Below are 14,115 nucleotides of genomic sequence, written 5' to 3'. Positions count from 1 at the left end.
ATTTTTAGAGTAAAGGGTCTATTAAGCAAAAGCTTCGCCGGCAAGGCCGGCTCCTACACGGCAAAGTAGGAGCCAGCCTGGCCGGCGAATGGCTTTCAGGCGATATCGCGCAATTCCCGGCGCAGGATCTTGCCCACCGGGGTCATCGGCAGCGAATCGCGCAGCACGATCTGCTTGGGCACCTTGTAGCCGGTGAAGTTGGCCTTGCAGTAGGCCTTGAGCTCCTCGACGCTCACGCCGCCATCGCGTGGCACCACGAACAGTTTCACCGCCTCGCCGGAACGCTCGTCCGGCACACCGATGGCCGCGCAGTTGGCCACCTTGGGGTGCGCCATCACCACGTCCTCGATCTCGTTGGGGTACACGTTGAAGCCCGACACGATGATCATGTCCTTCTTGCGGTCGACGATGCGCGTGAAGCCGTCCGGGTCGATCACTGCAATATCGCCGGTCTTGAGCCAGCCCTGCGCATCGAGCACCTCGGCGGTGGCGTCCGGACGCTGCCAGTAGCCCTTCATCACCTGCGGCCCCTTGATGCACAGCTCGCCGCGCTCGCCCAGGGCCAGTTCGTTGCCGTCATCATCGATCACCTTGTACGCGGTATCGGGCAGCGGTATGCCGACCGTACCCAGGCGCGCCTGCTGGCCGTAGGGGTTGGTGCTGGCCACCGGCGAGGTTTCGGTCAGGCCATAGCCTTCGACGATGCGACACCCCGTGATGCTCTCCCAGCGCTCGGCAGTGGCCTTGACCAGCGCCGTGCCGCCGGAGTTGGTGACCTTCAGCGAGGAGAAGTCCAGGTGCTTGAAATCCGGATTTTCCATCAGTGCCACGAACAGCGTGTTCAGGCCCAGCAATGCCGAGAAGCGCCACTTTTTCAGCTCTTTGACAAAGCCCGGTATGTCGCGCGGGTTGGTGATCAGCACGTTGTGATTGCCGGTGACCATCATGCACATGCAGTTCGCGGTGAAGGCATAGATGTGATACAGCGGCAGCGGCGCGATCATCACCTCCTGGCCTTCCTTGATCATCCTCTGCCCGTCCGGCCCCAACTGCGAAAAGCACGCCAGCACCTGCAGCATGTTGGCCACCAGGTTGCCGTGGGTGAGCATCGCGCCCTTGGGCAGGCCGGTGGTGCCGCCGGTGTACTGCAGCACCGCCACGTCATCGAGCGTCACCTGCACCGGCTTGAGCGCATGGCCACGGCCCTGGCGCATCACCTGCCGGAACGGCACCGCCTGGGGCAGGTGATACGCCGGCACCATCTTCTTGACCCGCGCCACCACGGTGTTCACCAGCCAGCCCTTGGCCAGCGGCAGCAGGTCGCCCATCTTCGCCTCGATCAGCACCTCGATGCCGGTATCGGGCAGCACCTCCTGCACCAGCTTGCCGAACATGTTCAGGTACACCAGGGCACGGGCGCCGGAGTCCTTGAACTGGTGGCGCATCTCGCGCGCGGTGTACAGCGGGTTGGTGTTGACCACGATCAGCCCGGCGCGCATCGCGCCGAACACGGCAATCGGGTACTGCAGCACGTTGGGCATCTGCACCGCGATGCGATCACCCGGGACCAGGTCGGTGTGCTGTTGCAGGTAGCCGGCAAAGGCTGCGGACTGGCGATCCAGATCGGCGTAGGTCAGGGTGACGCCCAGGTTGGTGAACGCCGGGCGGTCGGCGAAGCGCTTGCAGGAGCGCTCGAACACCTCCAGCACCGACTTGTAGACAGTCAGGTCGATATGTGAGGGCACGCCCGCGGGGCGCTTGTCATTCCAGAAGTCAGCTTGCATTTATTCTTGTCCTCATTCCTGAGCCTGTGGGCTGCCTGCATGCAGAAAATCGCATCGTGTGCCGACGTTAGCAGTTAAGCCGCAGGGGGCAAACATGCCAAGACCTGTCATTAACATTCTGAATCTTGTTGCCATCATCCGTTCAATTACACAAATGGGCTATACACTTGCAGGATCAGCCACTTGCGCAAGGGAACCGCCATGAACCACGACGTGTTCTGGCTGCCGGCCAGCAACCATTGCAGCCTGCATGTGTATCAATGGCTGCCCGCCGCGCCGATCCGGGCCGTGGTGCTGCTGGCCCATGGCATGGCCGAGCATGCCGGGCGCTACCAGCGCCTCGGGCAGGCCCTGAGCGCTGCCGGCTTCGCGCTGTATGCCCACGACCAGCGCGGCCACGGGCGCACCGCCGAACACGGCACCCTGGGGCTGTTCGCAAGCCACCAGGGCTGGGACAGCGTGGTCAACGACCTGGCCAGCCTGGCCCAGCACATCGGCCAGCAGCACCCGGGCGCCCCGCTGTTCCTGTTCGGCCACAGCATGGGCAGCTACATCGTCCAGGCCTACCTGCTGCACCACAGCGCCAGCCTGCAGGGGGCGGTGCTCAGCGGCTCCAACTTCCAGCCACCGGCGCTGTACCGCGCGGCCTGCGTGATCGCCCGCCTCGAGGCCTGGCGCCAGGGCCCGCTGGGACGCAGCGCCCTGATCGACTGGCTGTCGTTCGGTTCGTTCAACAAGGCGTTCAAGCCCAACCGCACGGCCTTCGACTGGCTCAGCCGCGACAGCGCCGAGGTCGACGCCTACGTGGCCGACCCGCTGTGCGGGTTTCGCTGCACCAACCGCCTGTGGGTCGACCTGCTGATGGGCCTGGAACACATCAGCCAGCCGCGGCACCTGGCACAGATCGATCCCAACCTGCCGATCCTGGTGATGGGCGGCGAATGTGATCCGGTGAGCGCCGGCAAGCGTCTGAAGGATCTGGTCGGCGCCCTGCGCCTTGCCGGCAATCAGCGCGTGCAATTGCAGCTCTACCCGCAGGCACGCCATGAACTGCTCAACGAAACCAACCGTGACGAGGTGACGGCGGCGCTCATCGCCTGGCTCGAGCAGGGGCTGACCCAGGGCCGCCCTGCCCGCAGCGAGTGATACAGTACGCACCTTGTCCGAACCTTGAAGGAAACAGCCTGCATGACCCAGGTCACCAACACGCCTTACGAAGCCCTCGAAGTGGGCCAGACCGCCAGCTTCAGCAAGACGGTCGAAGAACGCGACATCCAGCTGTTCGCCGCGATGTCCGGTGACCACAACCCGGTGCACCTGGATGCCGAATTCGCGGCCAGGAGCATGTTCAAGGAACGCATTGCCCACGGCATGTTCAGCGGCGCGCTGATCAGTGCCGCAGTGGCCTGCGAACTGCCCGGCCCCGGCACCATCTACCTGGGCCAGCAGATGAGCTTCCAGAAGCCGGTGAAGATCGGCGACACCCTGACCGTGCGCCTGGAAATCCTCGAGAAGCTGCCCAAGTTCCGCGTGCGCATTGCCACCCGCGTGTTCAACCAGCACGACGAACTGGTGGTGGACGGCGAAGCCGAGATCCTCGCCCCGCGCAAGCAGCAGAGCGTCGACCTGGTGAGCCCGCCGCCGATCACCATCGGCTGATAGCGGCCCATGGCGCTGGTTACCGAGCACCTGCAGGCGGGCGGCCTGGTCGAGGCCTACTGGGTCAGGGCCAGCGCCGCCAGCTTTCCGCGTCATGCCCATGACGAGTATGTGCTGGGCGTTAACCTGAGCGGTTGCGAGCAGATCTGGCTGGACGGACGTGAGCTGCAGGCGGCGCCGGGTCAGGTGACCCTGTACAACCCGCTGGCGGTGCAGGCCTCCACCTTCGACCCGGCAGGCGTGGAGTACATCAGCCTGCACATGGCGCCCGAGGCGATAGCCCGGTTGGTCAGCCAGAACAACCTGAACAGCCCGCTGTTCGAGCAAGGCGTGTTCGACCAGCCTGCGCTGTGCCAGGCTATCGTGGCCTTCGCCCGTGCGCCGGCACACTCCGGCCATCAGGAGGAAGCCTTGTTGGCCCTGCTGGCGCAATGGCTGGAGCAGTCGCCCGGCAGGCCCGGCGAATACAGCCACGCATTGGCCCAGGCGCTGCAGTTCATGCGCCAGCACCTGGGGCACAAGCTTGAGCTGGACGAGCTTGCGCAGGTGGCCGGGTTGAGCAAGTACCACTTCGTGCGCAGCTTCAAGAAGGCCACAGGGCTGGCACCCCTGCAGTACCACATGCAACTGCGCCTGATCGAGGCACGCCGTTGCCTGCGCGCCGGCCTGCACCCGCTGGACGTGGCCCAGCTTCTGGGCTTCTACGACCAGAGCCATTTCATCAACAGTTTTCGCCGGGTAATGGGCGCCACGCCCCATCATTACTGGCAGGCGTTCAAGCCTTCATAAGCAAAAGAGCTGCTGGCGCAGCCCTGACCGGTCAATGCGGCAAAAAGCCTGCCGTCCCGTCCTTGGAACGTTTTGCCGTGCGTTTTTCCTTGGCGGTTTTGGCGGGTTTCTTCTTGACCGATTTTTTCGCATCCAGACCTTTCATGACAGGCCCTCCGCTGAGCGCGACACCTGCTTGCCGGTGACCGACTGATTATAGACCCGCCCCGGCGACCGGCGCGGCGAGGATGAATTCGCGGTAGCCCGATACGATCACGTACACCGCGAAATAGCAGAAGATGCCCGCCGAGGCCAGGTACGACCAGGTCAGCAGACGGTCGCCCAGCAGGCGCCCGCCGTGGCTGGCCAAGGTGCACAGCGACGCGCACCACAGCAGCCCGGCAATGAAGAACCCGCTGAGAAACAACCCGGCCTCGAGCATGCCGCCTGCGCCGGAGCGCGAGATCAGCACCCCGCCGACCGCGGCAAACCACAGGATCGCGCTGGGCGAAGACATGGCCAGAAAGATGCCGCGCAGAAACTCGCGCCAGGCCGATTCGCGCACCACCTGCTGGCTGGTGTCCATATGCGCATTGCCGCGCCAGGCGGCCAGCAGCATCTTCAGTGCAAACCACACCAGCAAAAGCGAACCGCCCACCCACAACACCCAGCGCACGCTGGTGAACTGCAGCAGCACGGTCATGCCGAGCAATGCCGCCACGGCATAGATCAGATCCCCCACACAGGTGCCCAGCCCCAGCCAGAAGCCCTGCAGAAAGCCGCGCTGCATGGCCAGGGTGATCATGGCGATATTGGCCACGCCGATATCCAGGCACAACGACAGGCTGAGAAGAAATCCGTTGGAAAATGGCATGAACGCTCGACTACCGACGATGAAGGGCAGGCGTCATTAGACTCAGTGAGGGAGGGTGGTGTATTGGAAGAAATTGCCATCAGGCTCATTCGAACCGTTCAACATTCCCAGCCAGCACCTGCGCATACCGCTCCCGGTCGATATTGGCGCCACTGAGCACCACTGCCACCTTGCGCCCCTGCTGGCGCTCGCGCTCCTGCAACAACGCCGCCAGCCCCGCCGCACCGGCGCCTTCGGCGGTGTTGTGCGTGTCTTCGTGGAAGATGCGCATGGCGTTGGCGATTTCAGGGTCGCTGACGCGCACCACCCGCGCCGCGCCCTGGCGGATGATCTCGAACGCCTCGGGCAAGGGCATGCGGCATGCCATGCCGTCGGCGAAGGTGTTGGCGGTTTCGGTGGTGACGATGCGGTTCTGCTCGAAACTCGAGGCAAAGGCATCGGCCTCGGTGGACACCACCCCGACGATCTCGGTGTGCAGCCCCAGCAGGTCACGGGTACGAATCAGCCCGCAGATGCCCGAGCCCATGCCGATCGGCACGTACACGCAGTCCAGCGCCGGTACGGCCTCGAACAGCTCCAGCGCGTAGGTGGCCACGCCGCGGATCAGGTCCGGGTGGAACGGCGGCACGCTTTCATAGCCGTGCACCTGCGCCAGTCGCGCCGCCTCGGCCCGCGCCAGGTCGAAATCGGCGCCATGCTCCACCAGTTGCGCACCCAGCGCGCGCATGGCGGCATTCTTTTCCCGCGAGTTGCCCTCGGGCACCACGATGATGATCGGCAACCCGGCACTGCGCGCCGCCAGCGCCAGGCTCTGCCCGTGGTTGCCACGGGTGGCGGTGACCAGCCCGCGCACCGTGGGTGAGCGCGCCAGCAGCGCCTGCACGTACAGCAGCCCGCCGCGAACCTTGAAGGCACCGGTGGGCGCGTGATTCTCGTGCTTGACCCACACCTGGCAGCCCACGCGTTCGGCCAGGCGCGGCCAGGCGTACTGGGGCGTGGCAGGAACGCGGGTGTGTACCAGGCGGGCAGCGTCGCGCAGGGCGGACAGGTCGAACATGAGGCACCTCGATGGCCAGGGGAATTGACCTGATCCTAGTCGCGCCGCATTGTATGGGTGAACCCTTATATTGCATGGCCAACAATAAATGTGGACCCCCACCCTAGGCGACACCTCCCTGCCCCGCTACCTCGAACTGGTCGAGGCGATTGCGCGGGCGATCGAAAGCGGCGAGCTGAAAGTGGGCGAGCGCCTGCCGCCGCAGCGGCGCCTGGCCTGGAACCTGGGCCTGAACCCCAGCACCACCCAGCAGGCGTACCGCGAGGCAGCGGCCCGGCACCTGGTGTCCGGTGAGGTAGGACGCGGCACCTACGTGCTGGCGGGCAGCAAGGAAGCAACGCTGTTCCGCCTCAAGCAACCCGGCCAGCAAGCGACGCAGATCGACCTGTCGACCAATGTGCCGGTGGCCGACGACAGCAGCCCCGACCTGGCGCATGCCTTGCGCCATCTGCTGGAACAAGGCCCTGCCGGCCAGCTCGAGCATTACCTGGGTGCCGAACAGTTGCTGCGCGGGCGCCTTCAGGGCGCCGCCTGGCTGCGCCGGCGCGGCCTGCAACTGGACGAGCGCCAGGTGCTGCTGTGCGGCGGTGCCCAGCTGGGGTTGTTCAACGTGCTGCTTTCGCTGTGCCAGCCAGGAGACGCCGTGATGGTCGAGGCCTTGACCGCACCCGGCATCAAGGCGGCCTGTCGACAGTTGCGCCTGCCGTTGCACGAGGTTGCGCTGGACGGCCAGGGCATCCAGCCCGACGACCTGGACCGTGTCGCACGTGCCACCGGCGCGCGGGTCGTGGTGCTGACGCCGACCCTGCAGAATCCCACCGGCGCCTGCATGGGCTCTGCGCGCCAGGCCGCCATTGCCGCAGTGATCGAGCGCCATGCCCTGACCTTGATCGAGGATGATGTCTACGGTGCCCTGGCCGATACCCCGGCGCTGCTGGCACAGGCGGGCGGGCGCGGCGTGCTGGTCACCAGCCTGTCGAAGAGCGTCGCGGCCGGTTTGCGCCTGGGCTGGATCGTCGGCAGCGCCGAGTTGCTGGCGCGCATCGACCCGCATGCCCAGGCAACACACTGGCCGGTGTCGCCGCTGGACCTGGAGATCGCCTGCCGCTGGATCGATGACGGCACCGCGGCGCGACGCGTGGCCTGGCAGCGTGAAGAAGTGGGTCAGCGCTGGCGGATGGCCAGGCGGATACTGGGCAAGGCATTGGTGGGGGATGTGCCTTCGCCGCATGTCTGGGTCAACGGTGTGCACGCTGCAGCGTGCCGTGATGCCGGCGTGGCAGTGGTGCCAGCCGAGGTGTTCGCGGTGCGCCAGGGCGACCGGGCAGCGGTGCGCATCAGCCTGTCGGCGGCGCAGAGCCGGGCGCAGTTGAAGCAGGCGCTGGAAAGGGTGGCGGAAGTGGTTTCAGGGTGAGCGGGCCGCCCCTTCGCCGACAAGGCCGGCTCCTGCAGAGAACGCGGTACCGGTGCCGGCGAAGAGGCCCTCCAATTCAATCGCAACATCCGGAGTGAAACCCCAGTCACCTTTTCTACACTGAACCTGCTCCCTTACCCACGGAAACCGGCATGAACCCGCTGTTCTACACCCAGGCCTGCGCCCACCTGGCCAGCCTCGACCCGAAGTGGGCCGCGCATATCGAGCGCATCGGCCCATGCCTGCACCAAACGCTGCCCACCCGCGACCCGTATCAGGCGCTGGTCAGGTCGATTGCCTACCAGCAATTGCACGCCAGGGCCGCCGAAGCGATCCTGCAGCGGTTCCTGGCGCTGTACCCCGGGCAGGCCTTCCCCACCCCCGAGCAACTGCTGGCCACCGCGCCCGAGCAACTGCGTGCCTGCGGGTTTTCCGCGAGCAAGCTGGCCACTATCCAGGGCATCGCCCAGGCTCGCCTCGACGGCCTGGTACCCGACCATGAGCTGGCCCGCCGTCTCGACGAAACCAGCCTGATCGAGCGCCTGACGCAACTGCGCGGGGTTGGACGCTGGACCGTGGAGATGCTGCTGATCTACACCCTTGAACACATGGACACCCTGCCCGCCGATGACTTTGGCGTGCGCGAAGGCTACCGTCGCCTGTTCGCCCTGCCCGCCCAGCCCACGCGCAAACAGATGCTGGAACTGGGCGCCCCGTGGAGCCCGTATCGCACCGTGGCCGCCTGGTACCTGTGGCGCGTTCCCGCCACCGGCTGAAACCCGGGCGAATTCCACCGCAAGACCCGGAGTGCCGCCCCGCACGGCACCACCTACCCTCACCACATCGCCCTCAGCCAAGAGCCATACGCCATGCCCCGCACACCTTCGATCGATGTCAACGACCCACGCTGGCAAGCCGTGCTGGCCCGCGACGCCGCGGCGGATGATGATTTCGTCTATGGGGTTCGCACCACCGGGGTCTACTGCCGCGCCTCCAGCCCGTCACGGTTGCCGCGCCCGGAGAACGTCGAGTTCTTCGACACTGCCGCCCAGGCCGAGGCCGCCGGCTATCGCCCCAGCCGGCACTACGCCGCCGACCCGCGCCAACTGGCCGAGCAGCATGCCACCCAGGTCACCCGGGCCTGCCAGCTGATCGAAACGGCCGAGGTCGAGCCCAGCCTCAAGCAAGTGGCCGCCCATGTCGGCATGAGCCCGTATCACTTCCACCGGGTGTTCAAGGCCGCGACCGGCCTCACCCCCAAGGCCTACGCCAATGCCAGACGCGCGCACAAGGTACGCCGGCAGCTTGAGCAGCCGGGCTCGATCACCGACGCCCTGTACAAGGCTGGCTACAACTCCAACAGCCGTTTCTACGAAGACAGCAACGCCCGGCTGGGCATGACCCCGGCCGCCTATCGCGCGGGCGGCGCCAATGCCTCGATCCGCTTTGCCATTGCCCAGTGCTCACTCGGCGCGCTGTTGGTGGCCCAAAGCGAGCGCGGGGTGTGCGCCATCCTGCTGGGCGATGACCCCGAGGCGTTGCTGCACGACCTGCAGGACAAGTTTCCCAAAGCCGAACTGATTGGCGCCGACGCCGAATTCGAGCAGTGGGTGGCCAAGGTGGTGGGGTTCATAGAAGCGCCCGCCCTGGGCCTGGACCTGCCGCTGGACCTGCGCGGCACGGCCTTCCAGGAGCGGGTGTGGCAGGCGTTGCGCAGCATCCCGGCAGGCAGCACCGCCAGCTACGCCGAGATCGCCCAGCGCATTGGCGCGCCCAGGGCAGTCAGGGCGGTGGCCCAGGCGTGCGCCGCCAACAGCCTGGCGGTGGCAGTGCCCTGTCATCGGGTGGTACGCAGTGATGGCAACCTGTCCGGCTACCGCTGGGGCGTGGAGCGCAAGCAGGCGCTCCTGGCCCGGGAACAACAGCCCAGTGACCTGTGATGATCAGCCCTGGCTGCAGCCGTCGCCCATGGCGCGGTATTCGATGGTGTGGCGCTGGCCCTGATGGTCTTCATAGGTCATGGTGGCCGGCACCACTTCGCAGACATTGGGCAGGGTCGAGAGGCTGATCACCCGGGCGATGTCCAGGTTGGTCGAATAGTCATATTGCTCGACCACCGGCTGCGCAGCAGCGGTCTTGACCTCGTCCGCCAGGGCGAACGAAGAGACACCCACCAATACAAGTGCAAGTAAGGTTTTCATGGTATTAGGCCTGCAAAGCAATCAAACGAAGTGTTTGACTTCATCAGCCAAGTTGGCGCGGAGAAGTTGTCATATCAACGAATGGACATAACACGAAGTACCGATCCCGTTACGCTTCTAGTTGCTGGGATGGGTCAAGTTTATAAGGTTGCGAAGGTGGTTGAAGCCCGAAGCCGGACATTCACTGTTACCGCCTCGGTAACAATAACCGCACGGCAAGCCCTCGACAGCCTACCCAAGCCCGTGTAAAAGCCCGTGCCAGAGCCCTTGCTGGAAACCGCCGTGAGTGAAATACGCTACAGCCTGCTAAGCGCTGCCGAGCGCCCTTTGCTGAACAAATTCTATCGCGCCGAAGGTACGGCCATGCGTGCCAGTGCCAAGGGCGAGGCCTGGGTGGCGCGTGCGGGTGAGCTTGTCGCCGCAGTGAACATGAGCGCGGTACCCGACGGATTCTGGCTGACCGGCTTGCTGGTGGCACCCGCCTGGCGCGGCCGGCACATTGCACGACAACTGATCGAGCATGCCTGCGCCGGCAAGCCGGGCACGGTGTGGCTGTTCTGCCACCCGGACCTGCTGGCCTTCTACCAGCCACTGGGGTTCAGCCCTGCCGGCGCACTGCCGCTGCAGCTCAATGAGCGTCTGGCGCGCTATCAGCGCAGCAAATCGTTGATCGCGTTGGCGCGGGATCAGTCGTCGCTGGCCGGGTCCAGCCCCGGGAACAGCACCTCGGTATAACCGAACTTGCTGAAGTCATGAATGCGCGAGGGGTACAGGCGACCGATCAGGTGATCGCATTCGTGCTGCACCACCCGCGCATGAAAACCCTCTGCCGAGCGCTCGATGGGCTGGCCCTGCGGGTCGACCCCGCTGTAGCGAATGTGCCGGTAGCGGCTGACCACGCCGCGCAGGCCGGGCACCGACAGGCAGCCCTCCCAGCCATCCTCGACCTCGGTGCCCACCGGGGTGATCACCGGGTTGAGCAGAATGGTCTGCGGCACGGGCTCGGCATCCGGGTAACGCTCGCTACGCTCGAAGCCGAAGATCACCAGTTGCAGGTCGACCCCGATCTGCGGCGCCGCCAGCCCCACGCCGCCCACGTGCTGCATGGTGTCGAACATGTCGGCAATCAGCTGCTCCAGCTCGGCAGTGCCGAACAGACGGGCCGGTACGGGCGGTGCAACGCGCAACAGGCGCTCGTCGCCCATCTTCAGGATGTCACGAATCATGCGGGGCTCGGCTCACGGGTTCAGGCGCGGAATCGGACGGGATGGAGTGATCGCGCCCCAACCCGGAAACATGCTTTTTATCATGTTCCGGCGCATCGTCGTCGGGCATTTCCTTCTCGCCAGGGTCCTTGCCTTCGGCCGACATGTGCTCGATCACCGCATTCATCTCCGCCCCCAGCAGCAATACTGCGGCAGAAATATAGAAGTACAGCAACAGCACGATGATCGCACCGATGCTGCCGTACATCGCGTTGTAGTCGGCAAACGTCTTGACGTAGTAGCCAAACCCCAGCGACGCGATGATCCACACCACCACCGCCAGTACCGAGCCGGGGGTGATGAAGCGAAATTCCTGCTCCACATCGGGCATCACGTAATAGATCAATGCCACCGCCACCATCATCAGGATGATGATGGCCGGCCAGCGCAGGATGGTCCACAGCGTGACGATGAACTCCTGCATGCCTACCTGCGAGGCGATCCATTCCATCACCTGCGGGCCCAGCACCATCAAGGCGGCGGCGGCCAGCAGCATGCCGGCGATTCCGACGGTATACAGCACCGAGAGCGGGATGCGCTTCCACACCGGGCGCCCTTCCACCACGTCATAGGCGGCGTTCATCGCGCTCATCATCAGGCGCACGCCCGCCGATGCGGTCCACAGGGCGATCACGATACCTACCGAGAGCAGCCCGCCCTTGGATTGCTGCAACTGGTCGATCACCGGGTTGACCTGCTCCAGCGCCTGGGGCGGCAACACCAGCTCCGACTGCAGGCGCAGCCAGGTGAAGAAGTCGGGCAGATGCAGAAACCCGATCAGGGCGATCAGGAACAGCAGGAAGGGGAACAGCGAAAACAGCATCTGGTAGGCCAGGGCCGACGCATAGGTGGACATCTCGTCATCGAGAAACTCGCTTACCGTGCGCACCAGAACACGATGCAACGGCAGGCCGTGCAAGTTGGGGAAAATCATAGCGTCTCCTTTCGCCGCTCCACTGTCATAGGCAGTAATCCAAGCATTGGGGGGGTGTTTTACCTGACGGTAGTCTAGTAGACCACGTCTGTGAGATTACGATTGATTGCCACAGACAGCAGAACGGCCACCCGAAGATGGCCGTTATCGGCTACACGCGCAGCCGGTCAGGGCTTTTTCACAGCATCCTTGACCGCATCCTTGGCCTTGCCCACTGCCTGCTGGGTTTCGCCCTTGACTTCCTGGGCCTTGCCCTCGGCGCGCAGTTTATCGTTATCGGTCACCTTGCCCACGCCTTGCTTGATGTTGCCTACCGCTTCGTTGGCCAAGCCTTTTGCTTTGTCCGAAGTGCTGCTCATGGCATTTCTCCTGAAGGGGAACAGATAGCTGTCAGTGTCGACAGTCAATGGACCCGCCCGCTTCTGCGAGAGTTTCAAATATTTTTGTGCGGTGTGGATTCCCACAATGGATAAACAGCGGGCGAATATCGCCCCCAATCGTGCCTGGCCTGCGCCAGGGGCTGTCGGCTTTGCCTAGAATCGGGCACCAGCGCCCTGCAGCCCGGGCGCGATAAAAACAACAGACACAGCGATCACTACCCATGCGTATCTCCCCCTTGCTGGCAGCCCTGCTGCTGGCCGTACCTGCCCATGCCCTGCACGCAGCACCTGCCGTACAGCCCGCCGCCCTGACCACCCTGGTGGTCGATCGCTATGCCGACGACGAGCAGCCCGGCAGCCTGCGCTGGGCCATCGAGCGCAACAACCAGGCGCCCGGCACCTACCGGATCGAGATCCGCCCGGTCGGCCAGCCGCCCTACGTGATCAAGCCCGCTTCGGCCCTGCCGCCGATTCTCGGCCCGGTAAGCCTCGAAGGTGCGGCCTGGAAGCGCAACGGCGAGTACATCGCCATCGACGGTTCGGCCTATATCGTCGGCAACGGCACGCGCGCATGCCCTGGCGCCGTGCCCGGACAGTTCGGCACCAATGTGCGCACCACCACCGGCCCGGGGCTGGTGATACGCGATACCCAGGGCGTGGAGATTTCCGGCCTGGATGTGCGTAATTTCTGCATCGGCATCCTGGTCAACCGCGCCAGCCACAACGTCATCCAGGACAACCGCATCACCGCCAACAAGGGTGGCGCCGGCATCATGCTGACCGGCGACGACGGCCAGGGCAATTCGACCGCCACCACCACGGTGAACAACAAGGTGCTGCGCAACCAGCTGGTGGACAACGGCGACGGCCTGGAGCTGACCCGCGGCGCGGCGTTCAACCTGGTGGCCGACAACCTGTTTCGCTCCACCCCGGCCAACGCGGAGCCCTCCCAGGGCATCGAGATCCTGTGGGGCAATGACAACACGGTGGTGCGCAACCGCTTCGAGGACTATTCCGACGGCCTGCAGATCAACTGGGGCCAGCGCAATTACCTGGGGGCCAACACCTTTACCGGCAACTCCATTGGCGTGAGCGTCAGCGGTGCGGGCAACATCCTCGATGGCAACCTGATCCACGGCAACCGCATCGGCGTGGCGCTGCGCCCGGAGCCGACCTCCACCAGCAACCGCCTGACCGCCAACCGCATCTGGAACAACAGCCAGGATATCCGGCGCTGCGAAGCGGGCGGTTCGTGCGTGCCCGATCAGCGCACCGGTGCCATCGTGTTTTCGGTGCCGGCGCTGGAGCATGCGATCTATGTGGGTTCGCGCGGCATCGGTGTCGACCCGTCGGGCACCAACCGGGCGATCATCTGCACCGACAAGGCCGCACCGCAGGGTTGCCAGCCGATACCCAATCACGATCAGGCGGCCCCGCTGCTCAAGGCAGTCAAAGGTGACCGCTTGCTGGGCCAGGTGAGTGGCGAGCCCGACAGCCTGTTGCGGGTGGAGGTGTTCGGCAATGCTGACTCAAAGGCCGGTGAAGCGGAGCAGTATCTGGGCGAAGTGATGGTGGCGACGGATGCCAAGGGTCAGGCGCAGTTCGAGTATGTATTGCCGCAAGCAGATGGGCTGCAGGCGTTTACCGCGACGGTCACCCGGTCCGACGGGGCCACCTCGGAGTTGAGCAAGGCGCTGGCGCGCTGAGGACCGCGGGGCGGCCATTCGTCGGCAGGGATTGTCTGCAAATGGTCGGCCCTGTCAGCAGGCCCCGCTTTAG

General features: G+C 65.0%; 15 protein-coding genes. 8 read left to right on the top strand and 7 right to left on the bottom strand.

What is annotated here, in order from left to right; genetic code table 11:
• Positions 1-95 precede the first annotated feature (95 nt).
• Complete coding sequence (fadD2, locus tag CR917_RS09170; protein WP_058541533.1) at positions 96-1,784, bottom strand: long-chain-fatty-acid--CoA ligase FadD2; 1,689 nt, start codon at positions 1,782-1,784, stop codon at positions 96-98.
• Positions 1,785-1,985: 201 nt separating this feature from the next.
• Between fadD2 and CR917_RS09165 the strand changes: the two genes are divergently transcribed.
• From CR917_RS09165 to CR917_RS09155, 3 genes are read left to right on the top strand one after another with little or no spacing between them, the layout of a single operon-like run.
• Positions 1,986-2,930 (top strand): alpha/beta hydrolase, encoded by a 945-nt coding sequence (locus CR917_RS09165; RefSeq protein ID WP_088514503.1) that lies wholly within the window; start codon positions 1,986-1,988, stop codon positions 2,928-2,930.
• A 42-nt stretch (positions 2,931-2,972) separates the two neighbouring features.
• Positions 2,973-3,443 carry a MaoC family dehydratase gene (locus CR917_RS09160; protein ID WP_043864165.1) on the top strand — a complete coding sequence of 157 codons (471 nt, stop codon included), beginning with the start codon at positions 2,973-2,975 and terminating at the stop codon, positions 3,441-3,443.
• Between the two features lie 9 nt (positions 3,444-3,452).
• The gene (locus CR917_RS09155; RefSeq protein WP_054914949.1) at positions 3,453-4,232 is read left to right on the top strand and encodes an AraC family transcriptional regulator; all 780 of its coding nucleotides are present in this window, start codon (positions 3,453-3,455) and stop codon (positions 4,230-4,232) included.
• Between the two features lie 193 nt (positions 4,233-4,425).
• Here the strand turns inward: CR917_RS09155 and CR917_RS09150 are convergent, their stop codons facing one another.
• Together CR917_RS09150 and CR917_RS09145 are read right to left on the bottom strand one after the other, a co-directional pair.
• Positions 4,426-5,085 carry a LysE family translocator gene (locus CR917_RS09150; protein ID WP_104572193.1) on the bottom strand — a complete coding sequence of 220 codons (660 nt, stop codon included), beginning with the start codon at positions 5,083-5,085 and terminating at the stop codon, positions 4,426-4,428.
• A gap of 85 nt (positions 5,086-5,170) precedes the next feature.
• A complete protein-coding gene (locus CR917_RS09145) occupies positions 5,171-6,142 on the bottom strand; it encodes a threonine dehydratase (protein WP_104572192.1) in 972 nt (323 codons plus the stop codon).
• Positions 6,143-6,230: 88 nt separating this feature from the next.
• On the opposite strand from CR917_RS09145, the gene CR917_RS09140 reads away from it, so the two are divergent.
• The 3 genes from CR917_RS09140 to ada all read left to right on the top strand — a co-directional run bounded on the left by CR917_RS09140 (position 6,231) and on the right by ada (position 9,496).
• Positions 6,231-7,556 (top strand): PLP-dependent aminotransferase family protein, encoded by a 1,326-nt coding sequence (locus tag CR917_RS09140; RefSeq protein WP_104572191.1) that lies wholly within the window; start codon positions 6,231-6,233, stop codon positions 7,554-7,556.
• Positions 7,557-7,708: 152 nt separating this feature from the next.
• The gene (locus CR917_RS09135) at positions 7,709-8,332 is read left to right on the top strand and encodes a DNA-3-methyladenine glycosylase (protein ID WP_104572190.1); all 624 of its coding nucleotides are present in this window, start codon (positions 7,709-7,711) and stop codon (positions 8,330-8,332) included.
• Positions 8,333-8,425: 93 nt separating this feature from the next.
• The gene (gene ada / locus CR917_RS09130) at positions 8,426-9,496 is read left to right on the top strand and encodes a bifunctional DNA-binding transcriptional regulator/O6-methylguanine-DNA methyltransferase Ada (protein WP_043864172.1); all 1,071 of its coding nucleotides are present in this window, start codon (positions 8,426-8,428) and stop codon (positions 9,494-9,496) included.
• Between the two features lie 3 nt (positions 9,497-9,499).
• Here the strand turns inward: ada and CR917_RS09125 are convergent, their stop codons facing one another.
• Positions 9,500-9,757, bottom strand: coding sequence for a DUF2790 domain-containing protein (locus CR917_RS09125; protein ID WP_043864173.1), 258 nt, complete (start codon positions 9,755-9,757; stop codon positions 9,500-9,502).
• 282 nt (positions 9,758-10,039) lie between these two features.
• Between CR917_RS09125 and CR917_RS09120 the strand changes: the two genes are divergently transcribed.
• Positions 10,040-10,492, top strand: a complete 453-nt coding sequence (locus tag CR917_RS09120) for a GNAT family N-acetyltransferase (RefSeq protein ID WP_104572189.1) — start codon at positions 10,040-10,042, stop codon at positions 10,490-10,492.
• Here the strand turns inward: CR917_RS09120 and def are convergent.
• The 3 genes from def to CR917_RS09105 all read right to left on the bottom strand — a co-directional run bounded on the left by def (position 10,444) and on the right by CR917_RS09105 (position 12,315).
• Complete coding sequence (def, locus tag CR917_RS09115; protein ID WP_043864175.1) at positions 10,444-10,983, bottom strand: peptide deformylase; 540 nt, start codon at positions 10,981-10,983, stop codon at positions 10,444-10,446. The genes CR917_RS09120 and def overlap by 49 nt on opposite strands.
• Positions 10,973-11,956 (bottom strand): YihY/virulence factor BrkB family protein, encoded by a 984-nt coding sequence (locus tag CR917_RS09110; RefSeq protein WP_043864176.1) that lies wholly within the window; start codon positions 11,954-11,956, stop codon positions 10,973-10,975. Before CR917_RS09110 ends, def begins: the two co-directional genes overlap by 11 nt.
• A gap of 167 nt (positions 11,957-12,123) precedes the next feature.
• A complete protein-coding gene (locus CR917_RS09105) occupies positions 12,124-12,315 on the bottom strand; it encodes a CsbD family protein (RefSeq protein WP_043864177.1) in 192 nt (63 codons plus the stop codon).
• A gap of 242 nt (positions 12,316-12,557) precedes the next feature.
• On the opposite strand from CR917_RS09105, the gene CR917_RS09100 reads away from it, so the two are divergent.
• Positions 12,558-14,042 (top strand): nitrous oxide reductase family maturation protein NosD, encoded by a 1,485-nt coding sequence (locus CR917_RS09100; RefSeq protein WP_104572188.1) that lies wholly within the window; start codon positions 12,558-12,560, stop codon positions 14,040-14,042.
• Positions 14,043-14,115 lie beyond the last annotated feature (73 nt).

This window comes from Pseudomonas sp. BRM28 (assembly GCF_002939405.1).
Taxonomy (GTDB): domain Bacteria; phylum Pseudomonadota; class Gammaproteobacteria; order Pseudomonadales; family Pseudomonadaceae; genus Aquipseudomonas; species Aquipseudomonas palmensis.
The sequence above is the reverse complement of the archived record's forward strand: the minus strand, read 5'-3'. Positions and strand labels throughout refer to the sequence as shown.